We start from the raw sequence: 23,839 nt of genomic DNA, 5'->3' as shown, positions 1-23,839 counted from the left end.
ATGTCGAAGTTCTTTATCGATCGCCCGATCTTCGCCTGGGTGATCGCCCTGGTGATCATGCTGGTCGGCGCCTTGTCGATCCTGAAGCTGCCGATCAACCAGTACCCGAGCATCGCGCCGCCGGCCATCGCCATCGCCGTGACCTACCCGGGCGCCTCGGCGCAGACGGTGCAGGACACCGTGGTGCAGGTGATCGAGCAGCAGCTCAACGGTATCGACAACCTGCGTTATGTGTCGTCGGAAAGTAACTCCGACGGCAGCATGACCATTACTGCCACCTTCGAGCAGGGCACCAACGCCGACACCGCGCAGGTGCAGGTGCAGAACAAGCTCAACCTGGCCACCCCGCTGCTGCCGCAGGAAGTGCAGCAGCAAGGTATCCGCGTCACCAAGGCTGTGAAGAACTTCCTGCTGGTGATCGGCCTGGTGTCCGAAGACGGCGGCATGACCAAGGACGACCTGGCCAACTACATTGTCTCCAACATGCAGGACCCGATCTCGCGGACCGCTGGCGTGGGTGACTTCCAGGTGTTCGGTGCACAGTACGCCATGCGTATCTGGCTCGATCCGGCCAAGCTCAACAAGTTCCAGCTGACCCCGGTCGACGTGCGCACCGCGGTTGCCGCGCAGAACGTGCAGGTGTCGTCCGGCCAGCTCGGCGGCCTGCCGGCCCTGCCGGGTACCCAGCTCAACGCCACCATCATCGGCAAGACCCGCCTGCAGACCGCCGAGCAGTTCGAAAAGATCCTGCTCAAGGTCAACAGCGACGGCTCCCAGGTACGCCTGAGAGACGTCGCACAAGTCGGGCTGGGCGGCGAGAACTACGCCGTCAGCGCCCAGTTCAACGGCAAGCCCGCCTCGGGCCTTGCCGTGAAGCTGGCCACCGGCGCCAACGCCCTGGATACCGCCAAGGCACTGCGCAAGACCATCAGCGACCTGGAACCCTTCTTCCCGCCTGGCGTGAAGGCGGTGTTCCCGTATGACACCACCCCGGTGGTCACCGAATCGATCAGCGGGGTTATCCACACCCTGATCGAGGCCGTGGTCCTGGTGTTCCTGGTGATGTACCTGTTCCTGCAGAACTTCCGCGCCACCATCATCACCACCATGACCGTACCCGTGGTGTTGCTGGGTACCTTCGGCATCCTGGCGGCGGCCGGCTTCAGCATCAACACCCTGACCATGTTCGCCATGGTCTTGGCCATCGGCTTGCTGGTGGACGATGCCATCGTCGTGGTGGAGAACGTCGAGCGAGTCATGTCCGAGGAGGGCTTGCCGCCCAAGGAGGCGACCAAGCGCTCGATGGAGCAGATCCAGGGCGCGCTGGTGGGTATTGCCCTGGTGCTGTCGGCGGTACTGCTGCCCATGGCCTTCTTCGGCGGCTCCACCGGTGTGATCTACCGTCAGTTCTCGATCACCATCGTCTCGGCCATGGGCCTGTCGGTACTGGTCGCGCTGATCTTCACCCCGGCCCTGTGCGCCACCATGCTCAAGCCGCTGAAGAAGGGCGAGCACCATGTGGCCAAGCGCGGTTTCTTCGGCTGGTTCAACCGCAACTTCGACCGCAGCGTGGTCGGCTACGAGCGCAGCGTCGGTGCCATCCTGCGCAACAAGGTGCCGTTCCTGCTGGCCTACGCGCTGATCGTGGTCGGCATGATCTGGCTGTTCGCCCGTATCCCCACCGCGTTCCTGCCCGAGGAAGACCAGGGCGTGCTGTTCGCCCAGGTGCAGACCCCGGCCGGCTCCAGTGCCGAGCGCACCCAGGTGGTGGTCGACCAGATGCGCGAATACCTGCTCAAGGAAGAAGCCGACACCGTGGCCTCGGTGTTCACCGTGAACGGCTTCAACTTCGCCGGCCGCGGCCAGAGCTCGGGCATGGCCTTCATCATGCTCAAGCCGTGGGGCGAACGTTCGGCCGAGAACAGTGTGTTCAAGCTGTCGCAACGCGCCCAGCAGCACTTCTTCAGCTTCCGTGACGCGATGGTGTTCGCCTTCGCCCCGCCTGCGGTGCTGGAGCTGGGTAACGCCACCGGCTTCGACGTGTTCCTGCAGGACCGCGCCGGTGTCGGCCACGCCAAGCTGATGGAAGCGCGCAACCAGTTCCTGGCCAAGGCCGCGCAGAGCAAGATCCTCAGCGCTGTGCGCCCGAACGGCCTGAACGACGAACCGCAGTACCAGCTGACCATTGATGACGAACGTGCCAGCGCCCTGGGCGTGACCATCGCCGACATCAACAGCACCCTGTCGATCGCCCTCGGCGGCAACTACGTCAACGACTTCATCGACCGTGGCCGGGTCAAGAAGGTCTACATCCAGGGCGCGCCCAACGCGCGGATGAGCCCGGAAGACCTGCAGAAATGGTACGTGCGCAATGGCGCCGGCGAGATGGTGCCGTTCTCCTCGTTCGCCAAGGGCGAATGGGCCTACGGCTCGCCGAAACTGTCGCGCTACAACGGCGTTGAAGCGGTCGAGATCCTCGGTGCCCCGGCCCCGGGCTACTCCACCGGTGAAGCCATGGCCGAAGTCGAGCGCATCGCCGGCGAACTGCCAGCCGGTATCGGCTACTCCTGGACCGGCATGTCCTACGAGGAAAAACTCTCCGGCTCGCAAATGCCGGCGCTGTTCGCCCTCTCGGTCCTGTTCGTGTTCCTCTGCCTGGCAGCGCTGTACGAAAGCTGGTCGATCCCGATCGCCGTGGTCCTGGTGGTTCCCCTGGGCATCATCGGTGCGCTGATCGCCACCAGCATGCGCGGGCTGTCCAACGACGTGTACTTCCTGGTCGGCCTGTTGACGACCATCGGCCTGGCGGCCAAGAACGCGATCCTGATCGTCGAATTCGCCAAGGAACTGCACGAGCAGGGCCGCAGCCTGTACGACGCCGCCATCGAGGCGTGCCGCATGCGTCTGCGCCCTATCATCATGACCTCCCTGGCGTTCATCCTCGGCGTGGTACCGTTGACCATCGCCAGTGGCGCGGGCGCCGGCAGCCAGCATGCCATCGGCACCGGGGTGATCGGCGGCATGATCAGTGCGACCGTGCTGGCCATCTTCTGGGTACCGCTGTTCTTCGTAGCAGTGTCGTCGCTGTTCGGCAGTAAAGAGCCGAAAGCCGATGCCACCCCTGAAACTCCACGTTATGAGGCTGGGCAATGACCAAGTCTTTTCTGTCCCTGGCGGTAACCGCCTTCATTCTCGGCGGCTGCTCGCTGATCCCTGACTACCAGACGCCGGAAGCGCCGGTCGCCGCGCAGTGGCCGCAAGGCCCTGCGTACTCGCCGACCGAAACCGCCAACGTCGCCGCTGCCGAACAGGGCTGGCGCCAGTTCTTCCACGACCCGGCGCTGCAGCAGCTGATCCAGAGCTCGCTGGAAAACAACCGCGACCTGCGCGTGGCGGCGTTGAACATCGATGCCTACCGCGCCCAGTACCGCATCGCCCGTGCCGACCTGTACCCGGCTGTTTCTGCCAATGGCAGCGGCAGCCGTCAGCGGGTACCGGGGAACGTGTCGCAAACCGGTGAGGCAGACATCACCAGCCAGTACTCGGCAACGATCGGCGTCAGTGCCTACGAGCTGGACCTGTTCGGCCGCGTGCGCAGCCTGAGCCAGCAGGCCCTGGAAACCTACCTGTCCAGCGAACAGGCGCGCCGCTCCACACAGATCAGCCTGGTGGCCAGCGTGGCCAACGCCTATTACACCTGGCAGGCCGACCAGGCGCTGCTCAAGCTGACCCAGGAAACCCTGAAAACCTACGAAGAGAGCTACAACCTCACCCGCCGCAGCAACGAGGTGGGTGTGGCGTCGGCGCTCGACGTCAGCCAGGCACGCACCGCCGTGGAAGGCGCCCGGGTCAAGTACGCGCAGTACCAGCGCCTGGTCGCCCAGGACCTCAACAGCCTGACCGTGCTGGTGGGTACCGGCGTGCCGGCCAACCTGCCCCAGCCGCTGGAGCTCAACGCCGACCAGCTGGCCGAAGTGCCGGCCGGCCTGCCGTCCGACATTCTTCAGCGCCGCCCGGACATCCAGGAAGCCGAGCACCTGCTCAAGGCCGCCAACGCCAACATCGGCGCCGCCCGCGCTGCGTTCTTCCCGAGCATCAGCCTGACCGCCAACGCCGGGACCCTGAGCCCGGACATGGGCGGCCTGTTCAAGGGTGGCTCTGGCACCTGGCTGTTCCAGCCGCAGATCAACCTGCCGATCTTCAACGCCGGCAGCCTGAAGGCGAGCCTGGACTACTCGAAGATCCAGAAGGACATCAACGTCGCCAAGTACGAAAAGACCATCCAGACCGCCTTCCAGGAAGTCGCCGATGGCCTGGCCGCACGCAAGACGTTCGAAGAGCAGTTGCAGGCGCAACGTGACCTGGTGGCCGCCAACCAGGATTACTACCGCCTGGCCGAGCGCCGTTACCGCATCGGCATCGACAGCAACCTGACCTTCCTCGATGCCCAGCGCAACCTGTTCAGCGCCCAGCAGTCGCTGATCGGCGATCGCCTGTCGCAGCTGGTCAGCGAGGTCAACCTGTACAAGGCCCTCGGTGGCGGCTGGTACGAGCAGACCAACCAGCAAGCGTCGGTACAGTCGCCAAAAGGCTGATCACGCCGGCAACAGCATCAAGCCCACCCTCGCGGTGGGCTTTTTGTTGCCTGAACCGGCCAATCGCGGGGCAACCAACATTACGTTCGATAATCGCCCCATTCCGCTTGCGGCGAATTGCCTCGCCCCCACCCTCCCCCGCACCATCGCCCACGCAACGTTGCACAAGTTCTCACAAAGACGCCCGTCCCCTGCGGCCCGCACCCGCAGCGCCCCGGCTCGCCCAATAAAAACAAGAGATCCACGACAGATGAGCACTTTGCACCCCGCACGCCAGCTGCTGCCCGGCCTGTTGGCCATGTCCTGCGCCCTGCCCGCCCTGGCCGCCGAAAGCGGCTTTTTCGAGGACGCCAAGGCCAGCCTCAACCTGCGCAACTTCTACATCAACCGCAACTTCGTCGACCCGGCCAACCCACAGGGCAAGGCCGAGGAATGGACCCAGAGCTTCATCCTCGACGCCCGCTCCGGCTTTACCCAGGGCACCGTCGGTTTCGGCCTGGATGTGCTGGGCCTGTATTCGCAGAAGCTCGACGGCGGCAAAGGCACCGCCGGCACCCAACTGCTGCCGGTGCACGACGATGGCCGCCCGGCCGATGACTTCGGCCGCCTGGGCGTGGCGTTCAAGGCGCGCCTGTCGCAGACCGAACTGAAGGTCGGCGAATGGATGCCAGTGCTGCCGATCCTGCGTTCCGACGACGGCCGCTCGCTGCCGCAGACCTTCCGTGGCGGCCAGCTCACCTCCAAGGAAATCGATGGCCTCACCTTGTATGGCGGCCAGTTCCGTGGCAACAGCCCGCGCAATGACGCGAGCATGGAAGACATGTTCATGCAGGGCCGCGCCGCCGCAACCTCCGATCGCTTCAACTTCGCTGGCGGTGAATACACCTTCAACGACAAGCGCACGATGATCGGGCTGTGGGATGCGCAACTCAAAGACATCTACCGCCAGCAGTACCTCAACCTGGTGCACAGCCAGCCATTGGGTGACTGGACCCTGGGCGCCAACCTCGGTTACTTCATCGGCAAGGAAGATGGCAGCGAACGCGCCGGCGAACTGGACAACCGCACCGCTTCGGCCCTGCTCTCGGCACGCTACAAGGGGCATACCTTCTACGTCGGCCTGCAAAAGGTCAGCGGCGACGACGCCTGGATGCGGGTCAACGGCACCAGCGGCGGCACCCTGGCCAACGACAGCTACAACTCAAGCTTCGACAACGCCAAGGAACGCTCCTGGCAGGTGCGTCACGACTTCAATTTCGTCAGCGTCGGTGTCCCTGGGCTGACCTTGATGAACCGCTATATCAAGGGTGACAACGTGCACACCAGCGCGGTGAACGACGGCAAGGAATGGGCGCGGGAGACCGAGCTGGCTTATGTGGTGCAGTCCGGTGCGCTCAAGGATCTGTCGGTGAAATGGCGCAACTCCACCATGCGCAGGGACTACAGCACCAATGCATTCGATGAGAACCGGTTGATCGTGAGCTATCCGCTGAATCTGCTGTGAAACCCATCGCGGGGCAAGCCCGCTCCCACGCAAGATTTTGCAGGTCGTGGGAGCGGGCTTGCCCCGCGATAGCGTCAGTCGCCGCAACAAACAACAAAAAAGAATAAGTAAATCAAATAACATTCTTTGACGTTATATGTAACAAAAGCTAAAACCGAGCCCTGATCCCCGCACCAGAGCCCGAGCATGGACCTCCGCCAACTGCGCTATTTCATCGCCCTCACCGAGTACCGCAGTTTCGTCCGCGCCGCCGAAGCCATGGGCATCACCCAACCGGCATTCAGCCGGGCCATCCAGAACCTCGAGCAGACCCTCGGCTGCACCCTGGTCGACCGTGGCAACAAAGCCCTGCCCCCCACCCCCGAAGGCCAGGTGGTGCTGCAACACGCCCGCCGCCTGGTGCAAGGCGCCGCCCAGTTGAACAACGAGGTGTCGCAGATGACCAAGCTCGACGCCGGCGAACTGCACTTCGGCAGTGGCCCGGCCCTGGCGGTGCGCCTGGTGCCCGCGGCCTTGCAGCAGTTCATCGAACGCCACCCCGGCATCCGCACGCAACTGCTGGTGGACAACGCCGAGCGCCTGGGCCAGGCCCTGCGCCGCGAGCAGATCGAGTTCTTCGTCGATGACATCCGCCCGTTCGAGGCCGACCCGAACTTTCACACCGAACCGCTCAACCCACGCCCCGGCCTGTTCTTCTGCCGCCCCGGGCACCCGCTGCTGGCCAAGGACAGCCTGTCGACCAACGACCTGTTCGCCTACCCCTTGGCCTGCGCCCTGCTCGCCCCCGGGGTACGCAAGCGCCTGGCCAACCTCAGCGGGCGCAACGACTTCACCCCGCACCTGCAAACCGAGCACCTGGCGGTGCTGCGCAGCGTGGTGCTGGCCAGCGACGCGGTCGGCAGCGCCAGCGAAGAAGCGGTGGCCGAGGACCTGGCCGCCGGCACCCTGGTGCGCCTGCACTGGCGCAACCTGCCGCCGGGGCTGGAGGTGCTGAGCGTGCGTTGCGGGGTGGTCAGCCGCAGCGGCTATCGCCTGTCGCCGGCGGCGCGGGCGATGATCGAGACCCTGGTCAGCCTGGATGCTGAGCCATTGCCCGCAGCCGCGGCGCATCGACAATCTCCACCTCGCCATAGCCCAGGCGTAGCACGCCGGACTGTTCGAGGTTCCTGAGGATCTGGTTGATGGTCTGGCGCGACAGCGACAGCATCAGCGCCAGCTGCTCCTGGGACAGTTGCAGGCGCCACTGGGCGATATCGCGCTCGCCATAGCCCTCGGCGATCTGCAGCAGGCGGTGGGCGACCCGGGGCGCTGCGGCCAGCAGGCTCTGCTGCTCCAGGGCGACGAATACCCAGCGCAACTTGTGGCTCATCAGCAACGCCAACTCGCGCCAGTGCTGCGGTTCACGGGCCAACCACTCGAGCAAAGGCGCCTGGGGCAGCCACAGTAATCGTGTAGCCCCTTCCGCGAAGGCGTCATGGGTGCGTGGCTGGCCATCGAACAGGCTGATCTCGCCGAACCAGTACGGCGCTTCGACCAAGGTCAACAGCGCCTCCTTGCCCTCGCTGCTCACCGCCCCCACCCGCATCGCCCCGTCGAGCACCGCATACAGCCCGCACGGCGCATCGCCACGCTGGAACAGGCATTGCCCTGGCGCCAGCTCGCGGGTTCGCGCCAGGGCCAGCAGGCTATCCTGAACCTTGGTGGGCAACTGCCGGAACCATTGCCCGTGCAGCAACTGGGGACGCAGATCGTGCATGGCACCTCGCAAAGCGGACTCTGTCGGCCAGGCGACAGACGACAACGAATGGACGGGGCAAGCTGCGCCTACCCCTGATGGAGGAACAACAATGAAAAACCTCGTCGAACACCTGAGTCAATACGCCGCCTATCATCGCGACCCGCGCAATATCACCACCCACTTCGTCGGTATTCCGTTGATCGTGCTGGCGGTGAGCATCCTGCTGTCGCGGCCCGGCTGGGACGTGGCAGGTCTGTGGCTGTCACCGGCGTTGCTGCTGGCCACCTGGTCGGTGTGGTTCTACCTGCGCCTGGACCTGCGTTTCGGCCTGGTGATGGGGCTGTTGCTGGGGCTGTGCCTGTGGGCCGGCCAAGCACTGGCCGTACAGGCCACCGGGCTGTGGCTGAGCGCCGGGCTGGGGGCGTTTGTGGTGGGCTGGATCATCCAGTTTGTCGGGCATGCTTACGAAGGGCGCAAGCCGGCGTTTGTCGATGATGTCAGCGGGCTGATCATCGGGCCGTTGTTCGTGGTGGCGGAGCTGGCGTTCATGGCCGGATTGTGTGGCGATCTGAAGAAAGCCGTGGAGGCCAATGCCGGGCCGGTGGCCATCCGCCAGAAGAAAGCCGCAGTCTGACGATGGCATTACGTGGGCTTCATCGCTGGCAAGCCAGCTCCCACAGGTGCAGCAGATGCCGGCCCCTGTGGGAGCCGGCTTGCCGGCGATGACGGCGACACCGATTCACCTCACTGCCGCGACTCAACCCCCAACTCATCCCACACCGACTCCGCCAGGTGGAAGGTGGCATTGGCCGCCGGGATGCCGCAGTAGATCGCACTCTGCATGATCACTTCCTTGATCTCTTCGCGCGTCACGCCGTTGTTGGCCGCCGCGCGCAGGTGCAGCTTGAGCTCGTCGTTGCGGTTCATGCCGATCAGCATGGCGATGGTGATCAGGCTGCGGGTATGCCGTGGCAGCCCCGGGCGGGTCCAGATATCGCCCCAGGCATGGCGGGTGATCATTTCCTGGAACTCGCCGTTGAAGTCGTTGAGCTTCTCCAGGCTGCGGTCGACATGGGCATCGCCCAGCACCGCGCGGCGCACCTGCATGCCGGCGTCGTAGCGTTGTTTCTCATCCATGGCGTATGTCCTCAGCGAGCCAGCAAAAAATCGAGCACGCGGTCACTGAACGGCGCACCGACCTCGACGTTGGACAGGTGCGCCGCCGGGAACTCGGCGTAATCGGCACCCGGGATGCCAGCCTGCATGAACCGGCCATGCTCCGGCGTGGTGACCACATCGGCGCTACCGGCGACGACCAGGGTCGGCACCTGGATGTGCTCGAGCTGGTCACGGAAATCGGCATCCCGCACAGCGGCGCAGTTGCCGGCGTAACCGGCAGGCGAGGTGTGCGCCAGCATCTCGGTTATGCGTTGGGCAATCGCCGGCTCGGCCGCGGCGAACGCCGGGGTGAACCAGCGCGCAATGGAGGCATCACGCAGGTCACGCATGGCCTGCTGACCGCCCTTGAGCACGGTGTCGATGCGGGTGTTCCACACCTCGTCATTGGCGATTTTCGCCGCCGTGTTGCACAGGGTCAGGCTGAGCAGGCGGGCACCTGCGTTGATACCCAGCCACTGGCCGATCAGGCCGCCCATGGACAAGCCGACGAAGTGGGCCTTGGGGATATCCAGCGCGTCGAGCAGCGCCAGCACATCGTTACCCAGCTGTTCGATGCTGTAGGGGCCTTCGCTGACCACCGAGGCACCGTGACCACGGGTGTCGTAACGCAGCACGCGAAAGTGTTCGCTCCATGCCGGGATCTGCGTGTCCCACATGCCAAGGTCAGTACCCAGCGAGTTGGACAACACCAGCACCGGGGCATGCGCCGGGCCGTCGAGTTGGTAATGCAGTACGCCATCGGCCAGTTGCACGTGCGCCACAGCGGTCTCCTTCAGGCAATGAAACGTTGATGTTCGGCCACGGCACGCGCCACCCAGACACGGGCCTGGCCGAGGTAATGGGCAGGGTCGAGCAGGCGGTCGAGTTCGTCGGCGGACAACTCGGCGCTGACCTGGGGCTCGTCACCGAGCACGGCGCGCAGGTGGCGTTGCTCGGCCACCGCGCGCTGGCAGCAGTGCTCCAGCAGATGATGGGCGTGATCGCGGCCCAGGCGCTGGGCCAGGACGATGCTGACGGCTTCGGCCAGCACCAGCCCCTGGGTCAGGTCGAGGTTGCGGCGCATGCGTGGGGCGTCCACTTCCATGCCCTCGGCGATCACCTGGGCCTGGCGCAGGGCGCCGGACACCAGGCAGCAGATTTCCGGCAGGGTTTCCCATTCGGCGTGCCACAGGCCCAGGCTGCGTTCGTGCTCCTGGGGCATGGCGCTGAACAGCGTCGAAACCAGCCCCGGCACACGGGTGGCGGCGCCGATCAGCACCGCCGCCCCCACCGGGTTGCGCTTGTGCGGCATGGTCGAGGAGCCGCCCTTGCCTGGCGCTGCGGGTTCGAACAGCTCGCCCGCCTCGGTCTGCATCAACAGGCTGACATCACGGCCGAACTTGCCCAGGCTGCCGGCGATCAGGCCCAGCACCGAGGCAAACTCCACCAGGCGATCGCGCTGGGTGTGCCAGGGCTGCTCGGGCAATGTCAGTTGCAACTGTTCGGCCAAGGCTTCGGCCACCGGCAACGCCTTGCTGCCCAGCGCCGCGAGGCTGCCGGAGGCACCGCCGAACTGCAGCACCAGCAAGCGCGGGCGCAGCTCCTTCAAGCGCTGGCGATGACGGGTCAGGGCGCCGAGCACACCTGCCAGCTTCATCCCCAGGGTCACCGGCGTGGCGTGCTGCAGCCAGGTACGGCCCACCAGTGGCGTGTCGGCATGCTGCAGGGCCTGGCGGGCCAAGGTGTCGGCCAAGCTGTCGAGGTCGCTTTCGATCAGCGCCAGCGCCGCACGCAGTTGCAGCACCAGGCCAGTGTCCATCGCGTCCTGGCTGGTGGCGCCCAGGTGCACATAGCGCTCGGCCTCGGCCACGCCACTGGCGATGACCTTGCCCAATGCCTTGACCAGCGGGATCGCCGAGTTACCGGCAGTGGCGATGGCATCGGCCAATGCCCGCACGTCGTAGCGCTCGGCCTTGCAGGCGGCCTCGATCGCCGGCACCACGGCATGTGGCACCAGCCCGGCGGCGGCTTCGGCACGGGCCAGGGCCGCCTCGAAATCGAGCATGCCCTGCAGCCGGCCCCGGTCGGAAAAAACCTCGCGCATCGCCGGGGCGGTGAAGTAGGCGTCGAACAGTTGGTTGCTCATGCAACGTCCTTAGTGATCATCGTGCAGGTACTGCGCCTGCTTGGGCAGGCGCAGGCTGAACAGGAAGGCCACCGCCATCATGGCGGTCACGTACCAGTAGAAGGTGTTCTCCATGCCCAGGGTCTTCAAGCCCAGGGCCACGTACTCGGCCGAACCGCCGAACACCGCGTTGGCGATCGCATAGGCCAGCCCCACCCCCAGCGCCCGCACCTGCGGCGGGAACATCTCGGCCTTCACCAGGCCGCTGATCGAGGTGTAGAAACTGACGATGCACAGTGCCAGGGTCACCAGCACGAAGGCCATGAACGGGCTGCTCACGGTCTTCAACGCCATCAGCAGCGGTACGGTGAACAGCGTGCCCAGGGCGCCGAACAGCAGCATCGAGTTACGCCGGCCGATGCGGTCGGAGAGCATGCCGAACACCGGCTGCAGGATCATGAACAGGAACAGCGCGCCGGTCATCACGAAACTGGCGCTCTTGGCGTTCATGCCAGCGGTGTTGACCAGGTACTTCTGCATATAGGTGGTGAAGGTGTAGAAGATCAGCGAGCCGCCGGCGGTGTACCCCAGCACGGTGATGAAGGCGGCGGCGTGATTGCGGAACAGGCCACTGACCGAGCCGGCGTCCTTGTCCTGGCGGGTCTCGGCGCTGCTGGTTTCTTCCAGGGAGCGGCGCAGCACCAGCGAGATCAGCGCGGCAACCGCACCGACCACGAACGGGATGCGCCAGCCGTAGGCGCGCAGTTCTTCTTCGCTCAGCAACTGCTGCAGGATCACCACCACCAGCACCGCCAGCAACTGGCCGCCGATCAGGGTGACGTACTGGAACGAGGCAAAGAAGCCGCGTTGGCCGCGCAGGGCCACTTCGCTCATATAGGTGGCGGTGGTGCCGTACTCGCCGCCCACCGACAAGCCCTGGATCAGCCGCGCCAACAGCAGCAGCGCCGGCGCCCAGGCACCGATGCTGGCATAGGTCGGCAGGCAGGCAATGATCAAGGAGCCGAAACACATCATCAGCACCGAGGTCATCAACGAATTCTTGCGCCCGTGACGGTCGGCCAGGCGGCCGAAGATCCAGCCGCCGATGGGCCGCATCAGGAAGCCTGCGGCGAACACCCCGGCGGTGTTGAGCAACTGCACCGTGGGGTCGTCGGAGGGGAAGAAGGCCGGGGCAAAATAGATGGCGCAAAAGGCGTAGACATAGAAGTCGAACCATTCCACCAGGTTGCCCGACGAGGCACCGACGATGGCGAAGATGCGTTTGCTGCGTTCTTCGCCGGTGTAATAGGTTGAGGTCATGGTGCGTTTACTCCTGGAGGGTCACAGGTAATTCTAGACATACCTGGTTACACACTCGTTCCGCCTTTGGCCGTGGGTCATGGCTACCGGCCCTATCGCCGGCAAGCCGGCTCCCACAGGATGGCGTGGTCCCTGTGGGAGCCGGCTTGCCGGCGATAGGGCCGGTACAGGTCAAACCCGCTCGATGGCCAGCGCCAACCCCTGCCCAACCCCCACACACATGGTCGCCAGGCCTTTACGCCCGCCAGTCTTCTCCAACTGATGCAACGCCGTCAGCACCAGCCGCGCGCCACTCATGCCCAGCGGGTGGCCGAGGGCGATGGCGCCGCCATTGGGGTTCACCTGCGGCGCATCATCCGCCACACCCAGTTCGCGCAGCACCGCCAGGCCCTGGCTGGCGAAGGCTTCGTTGAGCTCGATGACGTCGAAGTCGGCCACGGCCACGCCCAGGCGCTCGGTCAGCTTGCGCACCGCCGGCACCGGGCCGATGCCCATCACCCGTGGCGCCACACCGGCGCTGGCCATGCCCAGCACCCGGGCACGTGGGGTCAGGCCGTGCTTCTTCACGGCTTCGGCCGAGGCGAGGATCAGCGCGGCGGCACCGTCGTTGACGCCCGAGGCATTACCAGCGGTGACGGTCTTGTCCGGGCCATTGACCGGCTTGAGCCGGGTCAGCGCTTCAAGCGTGGTGTCCGGGCGCAGGTGCTCGTCATGCTCGACCACGGTCTCGCCCTTTTTATGGGCAATGCGCACCGGCACGATCTCTTCGGCGAAGAAGCCGGCGGCTTGTGCAGCACACGCCTTCTGCTGGCTGCGCAGGGCGAAGGCGTCCTGGTCGGCGCGTGAAACCTGATAATCGTCGGCGACGTTGTCGGCCGTCTCGGGCATGGCGTCGACGCCGTACTGGGCTTTCATCAGCGGGTTGATGAAGCGCCAGCCGATGGTGGTGTCTTCCAGTTTCATGTTGCGCGAGTAACCGCTCTCGGCCTTGCCCATGACGAACGGCGCACGCGACATCGACTCGACGCCGCCGGCGATGGCCAGCTCCATCTCGCCGCTGGCGATGGCGCGGAAGGCGGTGCCGATGGCATCCATGCCAGAAGCGCACAGGCGGTTGAGGGTCACGCCCGGCACGCTCTGCGGCAAGCCGGCCAGCAACAGGGCCATGCGTGCGACGTTGCGGTTGTCTTCACCGGCCTGGTTGGCACAACCGAAGAACACTTCGTCGAGCTGGTCCCACTGCACGCTCGGGTTACGCTCGATCAGCGCCTTGAGCGGCACCGCCGCCAGGTCATCGGCGCGCACGCCGGCCAGGGCACCGCCAAAACGGCCGATGGGGGTGCGGATGGCGTCACAGATGAATACCTCACGCATCAGGCTTCTCCTGCCACTTGCCCATGGGCGGCGGCGGTGCGGGCTTCGAGGTCGCGCAGCGCGGTCAGCTCGAGCTCGCTCGGCGCCGCCGTTTCCTGGGCATTGTCGGCGAAGCGGATCGCCCAGCCGGTGGCGTTGATGATCTGCTCGCGGGTCACGCCCGGGTGAATCGAGGTCACGACAAACTCATGAGTACCGGCTTCCGGCTCCATGATGCACAGGTCGGTGATGATGCCGACCGGCCCTTCGCCCGGCAGGCCCAGGCGCTTGCGCGAGTCGCCGCCTTCGCCGTGGCCGACCGAGGTGATGAAGTCGAGCTTGTCGACGAACGCCCGTGGCGACTGTTTGAGGATGATCAGCACCTGCTTGGCGGAACCGGCGATCTCCGGCGCACCGCCGGCACCCGGCAGGCGGGTTTTCGGCGCGTGGTAGTCACCCACCACTGTGGTGTTGATGTTGCCGAAGCGGTCGACCTGGGCGGCGCCGAGGAAGCCCACGTCGATGCGCCCGCCCTGCAGCCAGTAGCGGAAGATTTCGCCGGTCGGCACCACGGTATCGGCGGTTTCCGCCAGCTCACCGTCACCGATCGACAGTGGCAGCACGCTGGGCTTGGCTCCGATCGGGCCAGACTCGTAGATCAGCACCACGTCGGGCGACGAGGTCAGGCGCGCCAGGTTGGCGGCCTTGGACGGCAGGCCGATGCCGACGAAGCAGACAGCACCGTTGCGCAGGCGCCGGGCGGCGGCGACGGTCATCATTTCGGAAGTGGAGTAGCTCATTGCGCGGCCTCCGCGGTGCTGGCCAGCTTGGCCTTGAATTCGGTGAAGTCGGTGGTGCCACGGATGTAAGTGTCGATCCAGGCGCTGAAGGTTTCGCGGTTGCGGGCAATCGGGTCCCAGGCCTGGTAGAAGCGGTTGTCGCGTTCGTAGTAACCGTGGGCATAGGACGGGTGGGCGCCGCCCGGTACCAGGCACACCGCGCTCAAGGCCCAGGTCGGCAACACGCAGGCGTTCATCGGTGCGTTGAGGTCATCGACGATCTCTTCGACGGTGACGATGCAGCGCTTGGCCGCCAGGGCCGCTTCCTTCTGCACGCCCAGGATGCCCCACAGCAGCACGTTGCCCTTGCGGTCGGCCTTTTGCGCGTGGATCACGGTGACGTCCGGGCGTACCGACGGCACGGCGGCGAGCACTTCGCCGGTGAACGGGCAAGTGACACTCTTGATCAACGGGTTGACCTTGGGCAGGTCGGAGCCGGCGTAGGCGCGCAGCACTGCGAACGGCAGGCCGGAAGCGCCGGCGACATAGGCGTTGGCCAGGTCAGCGTGGCTGTGCTCTTCGATCTCGATGGCATGCGGCCACTGCTTTTCCACCGCATCGCGCAGGCGGTGCAGCGAACCCACCCCCGGGTTGCCGCCCCAGGAGAAGATCAACTTGCGCGCGCAGCCGGCACCGATCAGCTGGTCGTAGATCAGGTCCGGGGTCATGCGCACCAGAGTCAGGTCGCGCTTGCCCTGGCGGATGATCTCGTGACCGGCGGCGGTCGGGATCAGGTGGGTGAAGCCTTCGAGGGCGACGCTGTCGCCATCCTGGATGAACTGCTTCACGGCATCGTGAAGCGAGAGGATTGCTGCCATTGGAGACTCCTGGTCAGGACGAGCCGGGTCGGTGAGCAGCGGGCCCATGCGTCGCTGCGATGGGCCCAGATTAAGGAGACTGGCGGGGCGGTTACAATCCGATAATCGCACTTTTGTGCGATTATCGAACCATTTGTTGTCCAGCTACTCATCTATGCCAGGCCTGCCCCTCCCCTGTGGGAGCCGGCTTGCCGGCGATTGGGCCTGACAGGGGAATACCGATTGCAGGCCTGACGCCATCGCCGGCAAGCCGGCTCCCACAGGGGTATTCAGGTGGCGTCGGCGTGGCTCACCAGCCCCTTGACCACAACCCCCACAGTCGCCAACGCCGCCGGCACCAGCAGTGCAGTGAGCACCTGCTCGAAGTTCCAGCCCAGCCCCAGCAAGGTCGCCCCGCTCCAGGCGCCGAGGATTGCGCCGAAACGGCCGATGCCGAGCATCCACGACACGCCGGTGGCACGCCCTTGGGTGGGGTAGAAACGCGCCGCCAGCGATGGCATGGCCGACTGCGCACCGTTGACGCACATGCCCGCCACCAGCACCAGGGTCGCCAACAGGGTGATGTTGCCCAGGCTCTGCCCCACCGCGTAGGCGAACACGCCGGCCAGCAGGTAGAAGATGCCGATCACCTTGTGCGGGTTGAAACGGTCCATGGCCCAACCTACGCCCACCGCGCTGAGCACGCCACCGAACTGGAACAGCGCGCCGATGAACGCGGCCTGCTCCATGCTCGCGCCGCTGTCGCGCATCAGCGTCGGCAGCCAGCTGGTCAGCAGGTAGACGATCACCAGGCCCATGAAATAGGTCAGCCACAGCAGCACGGTGCCCAGGCCGTAAGTGCCGGAGAAGATCACCGCGAACACGTTACGTGCTGCCACCGCCTTTTGCTCCGGCACACTGAAGCTCGCCGCCTGGGCAACCACCTGGGGGGCGATCGGCGCCAGGGTCTTGCGCACTTTGTCGGTACCACGGTTGCGCACGACCAGGAACCGCGCCGACTCCGGCAGCCAGACCAACAGCACCACGGCCAACAACAGCGGCAGCACGCCACCGATCACCAGCAGGCTGTGCCAGCCGTAGGCCGGGATCAGCTTGGCGGAGATGAAGCCACCGCCGGCCATGCCCAGGTTGAAGCCGCAGAACATGCTGGTCACCAACAACGACTTGAGGCGCTCGGGGGTGTACTCGGAGAGCAGTGTAGTGGCGTTGGGCATGCCCGCACCCAGGCCCAGGCCGGTGAGGAAACGCAGCACCAGCAACTGATCAACATTGGTTGCGTAGGCCGAGGCCAGGCTGAAGCCACCGAATACCAGCACCGCGCCTACCAGCACGCCCTTGCGCCCGAAACGGTCAGCCAGCGGCCCGGAGCCCAGTGCACCGAACACCATGCCGATCAGCGCGGCACTCATGACCGGGCCGAGGCTGGCGCGGTCGATCCCCCACTCCTGGGACAGTGCCGGGGCAATGAAGCCCATCGCGGCAGTGTCCAGGCCGTCGAGGAAGACAATCAAGAAGCACAGAATCACCACGCGCCATTGATACCGGGACAGTGGCTGGTCGTTGATGAACGACTGAACGTCGAGGCAGTTGCCGACGGTTGATTGCGGTTTGTTCATTGTTGTTATCCGGAAGATAGGCGCAGGCAGGCTACTGCGTACAGCAAAGCGCAGGAACGATAAGTTTCGCAGGGAAACAGCGGACTGGGTTCAGCCGGAGTTGAGCGGTAGCGTGCGCGGGTGCGGCCGCGACAGCAAAAGATGCGTATTCATCGAAGGAGCCCTTTTGGCCTGTTGTTATTGTCAGGTCGGCACAGCCGACTTGTGCGACAGACATTAATCAGCGGGCCGGGCCTGCGCAATTCGTCGAAGACGACATTGTGCGTTTATCGCACAGGAAACTTTCGTACTGTTCGATTCTGGTGCATTCGCAAGGCTTGCTGTGGGAGCGGCGTTGCGCCACTCCCACGGATGACTGCGCACTCAGCCAAACAGCTGATGGCAAAGATCCCGGCTGGCCGCCAGCAAGATCGGCAGGAAGCGCTGTTCCAGTTCACTGCGGCTGACCCGCCCGACATGGGTACTGACGTTCAGCGCCGCCAGGACCTGGCCGGAGGCGTCATAGATAGGCACGGCAATCGAACGCAGGCCTTGCTCCAGCTCCTGGTCGACCACGCACCAGCCCTGTTCGCGCACCTGCTGGATACAGGCGAACAGCGACTGCGCATCGTGCAGGGTACGGCTGGTGCGGGCCTTGAGGTCGGCGCGGTCCAGATACTCGTGCAGGCTGGCATCGTCCAGCGCGGCCAGGAGAATGCGCCCCATCGAGGTGCAGTAGGCCGGCAGGCGCCCGCCAACCGATAGGTCGACCGAAATCAGCCGCTCGACGGTGGCCGAGCGTGCGATGTAAAGAATGTCGTCGCCTTCGAGGGTGGCCATGTTCGCCGCTTCGTGCAGTTGGTCGCTGATGCGGTCCAGGTAGGGCTGCGCCGAAACCGCCAGCGGCGTCGAGGATAAATAGGCGTGGCCGAGGGTGAGCACCTTGGGCAGCAGTGAATAGGTACGACCGTCGGTCGTCGCATAGCCGAGCTTCATCAGGGTATGCAGGCAACGGCGCACGGCAGCGCGGGGGATTTCCGTACGGTGGCTGATCTGGGCGATGGTGAGGTGGCGCTTGCGTTCCTGGAACGCCTGGATCACCGCCAGGCCACGGGCCAGAGAGGTCATGAAGTCCGGGTCACCGGTGAAAGCCTGGATGCGCTTGGCCGCCGACGCCACGATTGGCGGGGCCATGGCCGGCGTGGTGCTGCGCGCGGGGTCGTTGGCCACCGGGCCGCTGGTTTCATCGCTCATGGAGCTACCTCATAAAAACGCTGGTTCGTGCGATTATCGAACGAACGGCCGATAATCGCAATTGACCGCTGACACTTTTGCTTATACCTTTCCCCTGCCACATGTGGCTTCTTTGGAGAGACTGGTCAGGTACCCACCGTAGAAGTCTCAGGCAACGGCCTCGCCCACCCGCGAGGCCGTTTTTATTTCAACCGTCCTGAGCTGAACTTCCAACCCGGCGGGTTGAACTTATAGTCCCTGCCCACAGACTCATATGGCGCTGACGATAACAACTTGCAGGCCATTGTCGGCGGGCGGAAAAGAACGATGGTCTTCGTTCGGGCTGTTGCTATAATCGCTACTGTTGATTGTCCGCCAGTTAAGTGGATCCATCAGCTAACTTTCGTCGCTTGATGACCTTCAAGCCACCGCCCTGGTCTGGCTTGCCCGGTGTTGAACAACGGCACTTTCAGCGTGCCTTGAACTTGCCACCCCCGGCATCGCTGCGACGGATATTTCGCGTTGGCCGCCTACGCCGGCACATCCAATGTGCAGCTCTCTGCCAATGCCAAACTTCAAACTCTTCAGGTATGACTGTGACGAAAGAAGAACTGCGCGCGGAACTCGAGCGACAGGCTGAACGTTACAAGGATGTATACGGTGGCGAAGTCACCACCTATGCCGCACAACCCGACCCGGAACGTAAACCCTGGCGCAAGCGCGCAAGCATTCGCGACCAGGCGTTCGCCCAAGAGCTGGAAAAGATGGAAAAGGATCTGCACAGCGACGGCGAACGCAGCTGAGCGACATCACCGCGCCATCAGTCAGCGACCGTCGGCGCGGCAGCATCTTTACCGAAACACCGTGGGTGAAATGGATTTTCACAAATTTCATACGGCCGTTTGAGCGAAATCTTACACAACGATTTCCACTCAAATCGTTGATTTTTAGGGAATTTGGCGATTTTTTCCTGCCTGTTCGCGGCTAGCAACCAGCAAACGAACACGGCCCTGAACCTGCGGTCATCCGTCATCGATCTGTGGCAGGTGCATCGATTTGCAGGGTTTTCTGGCATAATCCCGCCCCCCTAAAGACCGCCAGACAACCTTCATGATCGATTTATTCAGCGGACTGGATGCCTGGGTCGTCGTGAGCCTGATGCTCGCTCTGACCTTCGTTCTCGCCTTCGAGTTCATCAATGGCTTTCATGACACCGCCAACGCGGTAGCCACTGTCATCTATACCAAAGCCATGCCACCGCACCTGGCCGTATTCTTCTCCGGGGTGTTCAACTTCCTCGGGGTGCTGCTCGGCGGCGTCGGCGTGGCCTATGCCATCGTCCACCTGTTGCCGGTGGAGCTGCTGATCAACGTGAACACCGGCCACGGCCTGGCCATGGTCTTCTCGTTGCTGGCCGCGGCCATCACCTGGAACCTGGGCACTTGGTACTTCGGCATCCCCGCGTCCAGCTCGCACACCCTGATCGGTTCGATCCTCGGCGTGGGCCTGGCCAATGCGCTGATCAGCGATATCCCGCTGGGCGATGGCGTCAACTGGCAGAAAGCGATCGATATCGGCATGTCGCTGGTGCTTTCGCCCATGGCCGGCTTCGCCGTTGCCGCACTGGTGCTGCTGGGCCTGAAATGGTGGCGCCCGCTGTCGAAGATGCACAAGACCCCGGATCAGCGCCGCAAGCTCGACGACAAGAAGCACCCGCCGTTCTGGAACCGCCTGGTGCTGGTGATCTCGGCCATGGGCGTGAGCTTCGTGCACGGCTCCAACGACGGCCAGAAAGGCATCGGCCTGATCATGCTGGTACTGATCGGTATCGTTCCGGCCAAGTTCGTGCTCGACCTGAACAGCACCACCTACCAGATCGAACGCACCCGCGACGCCACCATGCACTTGAGCCAGTTCTACGAGCGCAATGCAGCGACGCTGGGCGAGTACCTGGCCTTGGGCAAGGCCAAGTCGGCCGACCTGCCGGAGCAGTTCAGCTGCAACCCGCAGCAGACCGAACCGACCATCGCCGCGCTGCAATCGTCGTTGCAAGGTGTGACCGACTACCGCGCACTGAGCGCCGAAAAGCGCGTTGAAGTACGCCGCTACCTGCTGTGCCTGGACGACACGGCGAAGAAGGTCGGCAAACTGCCAGGCCTCGAGCCGCGCGAAAAGGCCGACCTCGAGAAGCTGCGCAAAGACCTCACCGCCACCACCGAGTACGCGCCGTTCTGGGTGATCGTCGCCGTCGCCCTGGCCCTGGGCCTGGGTACCATGGTCGGCTGGAAGCGCGTGGTACTGACCGTCGGCGAGAAGATCGGCAAGCAGGGCATGACCTATGCCCAGGGCATGTCGGCACAGATCACCGCCGCCTGCGCCATCGGCATGGCCAACATCTTCAGCCTGCCGGTATCGACGACCCACGTACTGTCGTCAGGCGTGGCCGGTACCATGGTCGCCAACAAGAGCGGCCTGCAAGGCGGTACCGTGAAGACCATCCTGCTGGCCTGGGTACTGACCCTGCCGGCGACGGTGGGCCTGTCCGCCGGCCTGTTCTGGCTTGCTATCAAAGCCATGAGCTGAAAACCGTGGTCATGAAAAAAGGCGCCTTCGGGCGCCTTTTTTTATGGTCCAATCGCGGGGCAAGCGCCCGGCAGCACAAGTATCAGGGGCGAGCGTTGATCTGCTGCTGCAGGTTCTGGATCTGGCTCTGCAGGGTATTGAAGTTGCGGGTGGTCTGCCCGCGGAACGCATCGAACTCCTGCACCGAGGCGCCCCCGGCCGATTGCGCCGAGCGGTTATCTGCCTGGCTCTTGAGCACCAGCACATCCTGTTCCAGGCTCTCGATCGCCGCGCTCGGGTTGCGCTTCTTCAGGGCCTCCACCTCGCTGCTCAGGCTCTTCAGCTGACCATCGAGCTTGCCACCGTCGAGCTGGCCCGACTTCAATGCCGCCAGTTCCGTATTCACCGCCTTCAATTGCGCTTGCAGTTGCCCCTGCAGCTCGGTCACGGCTTTCTGCTGCTCACGGGTATCCGCCAGTACCTGCTCCAGGCGCTTGCCCAGGTCGCCTGCCTGGCCGGCAACGCCCTGCTGCTGCTTGCCCTGCTCGGCCAGGTTGGCCTGCAACTGGCGGATCTGCAGTTTCAACGCTTCGCTGCCGGTCGTGCTGGTCGACTCGCTGGCGTCGACCTTGCCGCTGATCGCCTGCAGGCGCCCGGCCGCTTCTTCACTGATACGGGCAAAGCTTTCCTGGGTGGCCACCAGTTGCTGCTCCAACAGCGAGATCTGCTGAAAACTCCACCAGCCCAGCCCGGCCAGGCCAATGAACGAGGCGCCCAGCAACGCCCATAGCGGGCCATTGCTGCGCGGCTGCGCGGCCTTCCGGCGGCTGCGCGCGACATGGGCGGGCAACAGCTCATCGTCATCCTGGGTGCCGGCGCGCAGGGCGGGCACGTCGTCGAAATCGTCGTGGGCGTCGTTACGCATGGGTGCATTCAACCACTGTGGTAGCAAAGAGGCATGAGTATAAACCGCCAAGGCGGCGCACTGCAGACCATCATCCCGGCAGCAGGTTCACTGGTTGCCCGGTTGTGCTTTCCACCAATGACAGAATTCATCCAGCGCGGCCCAGGTGTCGGTCTTCGGGCGGTAGTCCAGGTACTGGCGGGCGCGGCTGATGTCGAGGGTGAAGTCCTTGCTCATCACCTGCATCGCGGAACGCGTCAGGGTCGGCTGCGGGCGCCCTGGCCAAAGCAGGCAGGCGGCCTCGTTGACCGCCGCCAGGCTGTAGGCCAGGCCGAAACTGCGATAGCGGGTGACCTGCGGCAGCTGCATCTGGCGCATGACGTAGTTCACCACATCCCACAACGGTAATGGGTGGCCGTTGCTGATGTTATAGGCCTGCCCCAGCGCCGGCGCCTCGGCAAACAGCGCACTGAGCAACGCTTCGTTGAGGTTGTGCACGCTGGTGAAATCGACCTTGTTCAGGCCATTGCCGATGATCGCCACACGCCCCTTGCGCTGCATGCGCATCAGCCGCGGGAAAATGCTGGCATCGCCAGCCCCGGTGACGAAGCGAGGCCGCAGGGCCAGTACCTCCAGGCCGAATTCCTGGGCACCGAATACCTTCTGCTCGGCCAGGTGCTTGGTCAGTCCGTAGTGATCGTGAAAGCGCCGTGGCACCTGCTCCTCGCGGATATCACGCTGGGAACGGCCATTGAAGTAGATCGACGGCGACGACAGGTGCACCAGGCGCCGCACATGCTCCTTGATGCAACCTTCGACCACGTTCTCGGTGAGCACCACGTTGCCCTGGTAGAAGTCCTGGTAACGCCCCCAGTTGCCCACCGCGCCGGCGCAGTGCACCACCGCATCGACGCCCTGGCACAGCCGCCGGGCCAATTCGGCATCACCCAGGTCGCCGGGGATGAACTGCGCGCCGCGCTTGACCAGGTGTTCCACACCCTCCGCCCGCCGGCCATTGACCCGTACCTCCAGGCCCTGCTCCAGGGCAAAGCGCGCAAAGCGCCCGCCGATGAAGCCGCTCGCGCCGGTGACCAGAATTCGCATGTAACACTCCGCCTTGCCAGATTTCAGATGCAGCAGACGCCGGCCAGGCCTACAAGGGCACCAGCCAGTCCCGCGCCGAATGACGCAGGTGCTCGGTCAGCTGGGCGAGCAGTTGCCCGCCGTTGCGCCAATGATGCCAGTACAGCGGCACGTCGATGGGGGTATCGCTGCAGATTTCCACCAGTTCGCCACGGCCCAACTGCTCGGCCACCTGGCGCTCCGGCACCAGCCCCCAGCCCAGGCCCGCCTCGGTCATGCGCAGGAAACCTTCAGACGAGGGGCACAGGTGGTGGAGGAAACCGTCCTGGATCCCCAGCGATGCCAGGTAGCGATGCTGCAGGAAATCGTCCGGGCCGAACACCACCGCCGGCGTGCGCGCCAGCCGTGCCACCTCGAAGCCGCTGGGGAAGTAACGCGCCATGAACGCGGGGCTGGCCAGCGCCCGGTAGCGCATCGCCCCCAGCGGCATGCTCCGCGCCCCGGCCACCGGCCGCTCGCTGCCGCACAGGCAGGCCGCCACTTCACCGGCGCGCATGCGCTTGAGGCCGACATCCTGGTCTTCCACCACCAGGTCCAGCAGCACCTGCTGCTCGGCACAGAACGCCCCCACGGCCCCCGCCCACCAGGTCGCCAGGCTGTCGGCATTGAGCGCGATGCGCAGGCGCTCAGGCATGCCCTCCTCGTCCAGCGCCGGCACCTGGCGTTGCAAGTCGCGCTCCAGCAGGCGCACCTGCTGCACATGGTTGAGCAACTGGCGGCCGACCTCGGTGGGGCTGGGCGGCGTGGCCCGCACCAGCACCGGTTGCCCGACCCTGGCCTCGAGCAGCTTGATGCGCTGGGAGATGGCCGATTGCGACAGCCCCAACACTTGGGCGGCGCGCTCGAAGCCCGCTTGTTCGATCACCGCGGCGAGGGCGGCGAGCAGTTTATAGTCGAACATCGATTTCTCTAATGAGTGATCAGCTCTATTTGTTTTTCTTATACCGCCGAG

General features: G+C 64.7%; 20 protein-coding genes. 7 read left to right on the top strand and 13 right to left on the bottom strand.

Annotated features, from left to right (window positions below):
- From ttgB to LOY51_RS05255, 4 genes are all read left to right on the top strand, one after another.
- Positions 1 to 3,153 carry a multidrug efflux RND transporter permease subunit TtgB gene (gene ttgB / locus LOY51_RS05270; protein WP_258645091.1) on the top strand — a complete coding sequence of 1,051 codons (3,153 nt, stop codon included), beginning with the start codon at positions 1 to 3 and terminating at the stop codon, positions 3,151 to 3,153.
- On the top strand, positions 3,150 to 4,595 hold the full coding sequence (locus tag LOY51_RS05265; protein ID WP_258645089.1) for an AdeC/AdeK/OprM family multidrug efflux complex outer membrane factor: 1,446 nt from the start codon (positions 3,150 to 3,152) through the stop codon (positions 4,593 to 4,595). Before ttgB ends, LOY51_RS05265 begins: the two co-directional genes overlap by 4 nt.
- A gap of 250 nt (positions 4,596 to 4,845) precedes the next feature.
- Positions 4,846 to 6,099 (top strand): OprD family porin, encoded by a 1,254-nt coding sequence (locus tag LOY51_RS05260; protein WP_125857572.1) that lies wholly within the window; start codon positions 4,846 to 4,848, stop codon positions 6,097 to 6,099.
- Between the two features lie 186 nt (positions 6,100 to 6,285).
- Entirely contained in the window at positions 6,286 to 7,269 is a 984-nt protein-coding gene (locus tag LOY51_RS05255) for a LysR family transcriptional regulator (protein ID WP_125857571.1), read from the top strand.
- Here the strand turns inward: LOY51_RS05255 and LOY51_RS05250 are convergent.
- Positions 7,169 to 7,855, bottom strand: coding sequence for a Crp/Fnr family transcriptional regulator (locus LOY51_RS05250; protein ID WP_125462769.1), 687 nt, complete (start codon positions 7,853 to 7,855; stop codon positions 7,169 to 7,171). The two genes, LOY51_RS05255 and LOY51_RS05250, sit on opposite strands and share 101 nt — an antisense overlap.
- Positions 7,856 to 7,946: 91 nt before the next feature.
- Here LOY51_RS05250 and LOY51_RS05245 point away from each other — a divergent pair, with 91 nt between their 5' ends.
- Complete coding sequence (locus tag LOY51_RS05245; RefSeq protein ID WP_125857569.1) at positions 7,947 to 8,471, top strand: Mpo1 family 2-hydroxy fatty acid dioxygenase; 525 nt, start codon at positions 7,947 to 7,949, stop codon at positions 8,469 to 8,471.
- A gap of 110 nt (positions 8,472 to 8,581) precedes the next feature.
- On the opposite strand, the gene pcaC is transcribed toward LOY51_RS05245, so the two are convergent.
- The 9 genes from pcaC to pcaR all read right to left on the bottom strand — a co-directional run bounded on the left by pcaC (position 8,582) and on the right by pcaR (position 18,299).
- The gene (gene pcaC, locus LOY51_RS05240) at positions 8,582 to 8,974 is read right to left on the bottom strand and encodes a 4-carboxymuconolactone decarboxylase (RefSeq protein WP_070093782.1); all 393 of its coding nucleotides are present in this window, start codon (positions 8,972 to 8,974) and stop codon (positions 8,582 to 8,584) included.
- Between the two features lie 11 nt (positions 8,975 to 8,985).
- Positions 8,986 to 9,777: a 3-oxoadipate enol-lactonase gene (pcaD, locus tag LOY51_RS05235; RefSeq protein WP_125857568.1), complete on the bottom strand. Its 792-nt coding sequence runs from the start codon at positions 9,775 to 9,777 to the stop codon at positions 8,986 to 8,988.
- 11 nt (positions 9,778 to 9,788) lie between these two features.
- Positions 9,789 to 11,141, bottom strand: a complete 1,353-nt coding sequence (locus LOY51_RS05230; RefSeq protein WP_258645085.1) for a 3-carboxy-cis,cis-muconate cycloisomerase — start codon at positions 11,139 to 11,141, stop codon at positions 9,789 to 9,791.
- Between the two features lie 9 nt (positions 11,142 to 11,150).
- A complete protein-coding gene (locus LOY51_RS05225) occupies positions 11,151 to 12,440 on the bottom strand; it encodes an MFS family transporter (protein ID WP_125462764.1) in 1,290 nt (429 codons plus the stop codon).
- Between the two features lie 171 nt (positions 12,441 to 12,611).
- Positions 12,612 to 13,817, bottom strand: coding sequence for a 3-oxoadipyl-CoA thiolase (gene pcaF / locus LOY51_RS05220; RefSeq protein ID WP_190306076.1), 1,206 nt, complete (start codon positions 13,815 to 13,817; stop codon positions 12,612 to 12,614).
- A complete protein-coding gene (locus LOY51_RS05215; RefSeq protein WP_125857564.1) occupies positions 13,814 to 14,593 on the bottom strand; it encodes a CoA-transferase subunit beta in 780 nt (259 codons plus the stop codon). The genes pcaF and LOY51_RS05215 overlap by 4 nt, the downstream gene beginning before the upstream one ends.
- Positions 14,590 to 15,450 carry a CoA transferase subunit A gene (locus tag LOY51_RS05210; protein ID WP_125462761.1) on the bottom strand — a complete coding sequence of 287 codons (861 nt, stop codon included), beginning with the start codon at positions 15,448 to 15,450 and terminating at the stop codon, positions 14,590 to 14,592. The genes LOY51_RS05215 and LOY51_RS05210 overlap by 4 nt, the downstream gene beginning before the upstream one ends.
- A 269-nt stretch (positions 15,451 to 15,719) precedes the next feature.
- A complete protein-coding gene (pcaK, locus tag LOY51_RS05205) occupies positions 15,720 to 17,066 on the bottom strand; it encodes a 4-hydroxybenzoate transporter PcaK (RefSeq protein ID WP_110993728.1) in 1,347 nt (448 codons plus the stop codon).
- A 363-nt stretch (positions 17,067 to 17,429) separates the two neighbouring features.
- On the bottom strand, positions 17,430 to 18,299 hold the full coding sequence (gene pcaR, locus LOY51_RS05200) for a pca regulon transcriptional regulator PcaR (RefSeq protein WP_125857563.1): 870 nt from the start codon (positions 18,297 to 18,299) through the stop codon (positions 17,430 to 17,432).
- Between the two features lie 575 nt (positions 18,300 to 18,874).
- Here pcaR and LOY51_RS05195 point away from each other — a divergent pair.
- On the top strand, positions 18,875 to 19,081 hold the full coding sequence (locus LOY51_RS05195; protein WP_110993726.1) for a hypothetical protein: 207 nt from the start codon (positions 18,875 to 18,877) through the stop codon (positions 19,079 to 19,081).
- Positions 19,082 to 19,388: 307 nt separating this feature from the next.
- Positions 19,389 to 20,861, top strand: a complete 1,473-nt coding sequence (locus LOY51_RS05190; protein ID WP_110993725.1) for an inorganic phosphate transporter — start codon at positions 19,389 to 19,391, stop codon at positions 20,859 to 20,861.
- 82 nt (positions 20,862 to 20,943) lie between these two features.
- On the opposite strand, the gene LOY51_RS05185 is transcribed toward LOY51_RS05190, so the two are convergent.
- From LOY51_RS05185 to LOY51_RS05175, 3 genes are all read right to left on the bottom strand, one after another.
- Positions 20,944 to 21,765 carry an ATPase gene (locus LOY51_RS05185; RefSeq protein WP_258645077.1) on the bottom strand — a complete coding sequence of 274 codons (822 nt, stop codon included), beginning with the start codon at positions 21,763 to 21,765 and terminating at the stop codon, positions 20,944 to 20,946.
- 87 nt (positions 21,766 to 21,852) lie between these two features.
- Positions 21,853 to 22,848: an NAD-dependent epimerase/dehydratase family protein gene (locus LOY51_RS05180; RefSeq protein ID WP_125857561.1), complete on the bottom strand. Its 996-nt coding sequence runs from the start codon at positions 22,846 to 22,848 to the stop codon at positions 21,853 to 21,855.
- A gap of 49 nt (positions 22,849 to 22,897) precedes the next feature.
- Complete coding sequence (locus LOY51_RS05175) at positions 22,898 to 23,788, bottom strand: LysR family transcriptional regulator ArgP (protein WP_258645072.1); 891 nt, start codon at positions 23,786 to 23,788, stop codon at positions 22,898 to 22,900.
- Positions 23,789 to 23,839: the final 51 nt, after the last annotated feature.

The sequence above is a fragment of the Pseudomonas sichuanensis genome (assembly GCF_024749065.1).
GTDB lineage: Bacteria > Pseudomonadota > Gammaproteobacteria > Pseudomonadales > Pseudomonadaceae > Aquipseudomonas > Aquipseudomonas sichuanensis.
Note: the sequence above shows the minus strand (reverse complement) of the source record. Positions and strands in the feature narration are given on the sequence as shown.

Excerpts from the sequence above, each read along its gene's own strand:
- LOY51_RS05185 (WP_258645077.1), bottom strand. The coding sequence starts at position 21,765 with ATGCGTAACGACGCCCACGACGATTTCGACGACGTGCCCGCCCTGCGC.
- pcaC (WP_070093782.1), bottom strand. The coding sequence starts at position 8,974 with ATGGATGAGAAACAACGCTACGACGCCGGCATGCAGGTGCGCCGCGCG.
- LOY51_RS05245 (WP_125857569.1), top strand. The coding sequence starts at position 7,947 with ATGAAAAACCTCGTCGAACACCTGAGTCAATACGCCGCCTATCATCGC.
- LOY51_RS05255 (WP_125857571.1), top strand. The coding sequence starts at position 6,286 with ATGGACCTCCGCCAACTGCGCTATTTCATCGCCCTCACCGAGTACCGC.
- LOY51_RS05260 (WP_125857572.1), top strand. The coding sequence starts at position 4,846 with ATGAGCACTTTGCACCCCGCACGCCAGCTGCTGCCCGGCCTGTTGGCC.
- LOY51_RS05180 (WP_125857561.1), bottom strand. The coding sequence starts at position 22,848 with ATGCGAATTCTGGTCACCGGCGCGAGCGGCTTCATCGGCGGGCGCTTT.
- LOY51_RS05175 (WP_258645072.1), bottom strand. The coding sequence starts at position 23,788 with ATGTTCGACTATAAACTGCTCGCCGCCCTCGCCGCGGTGATCGAACAA.
- pcaK (WP_110993728.1), bottom strand. The coding sequence starts at position 17,066 with ATGAACAAACCGCAATCAACCGTCGGCAACTGCCTCGACGTTCAGTCG.
- LOY51_RS05225 (WP_125462764.1), bottom strand. The coding sequence starts at position 12,440 with ATGACCTCAACCTATTACACCGGCGAAGAACGCAGCAAACGCATCTTC.
- LOY51_RS05250 (WP_125462769.1), bottom strand. The coding sequence starts at position 7,855 with ATGCACGATCTGCGTCCCCAGTTGCTGCACGGGCAATGGTTCCGGCAG.
- LOY51_RS05265 (WP_258645089.1), top strand. The coding sequence starts at position 3,150 with ATGACCAAGTCTTTTCTGTCCCTGGCGGTAACCGCCTTCATTCTCGGC.
- ttgB (WP_258645091.1), top strand. The coding sequence starts at position 1 with ATGTCGAAGTTCTTTATCGATCGCCCGATCTTCGCCTGGGTGATCGCC.
- LOY51_RS05190 (WP_110993725.1), top strand. The coding sequence starts at position 19,389 with ATGATCGATTTATTCAGCGGACTGGATGCCTGGGTCGTCGTGAGCCTG.
- LOY51_RS05210 (WP_125462761.1), bottom strand. The coding sequence starts at position 15,450 with ATGGCAGCAATCCTCTCGCTTCACGATGCCGTGAAGCAGTTCATCCAG.
- LOY51_RS05215 (WP_125857564.1), bottom strand. The coding sequence starts at position 14,593 with ATGAGCTACTCCACTTCCGAAATGATGACCGTCGCCGCCGCCCGGCGC.
- LOY51_RS05230 (WP_258645085.1), bottom strand. The coding sequence starts at position 11,141 with ATGAGCAACCAACTGTTCGACGCCTACTTCACCGCCCCGGCGATGCGC.
- pcaR (WP_125857563.1), bottom strand. The coding sequence starts at position 18,299 with ATGAGCGATGAAACCAGCGGCCCGGTGGCCAACGACCCCGCGCGCAGC.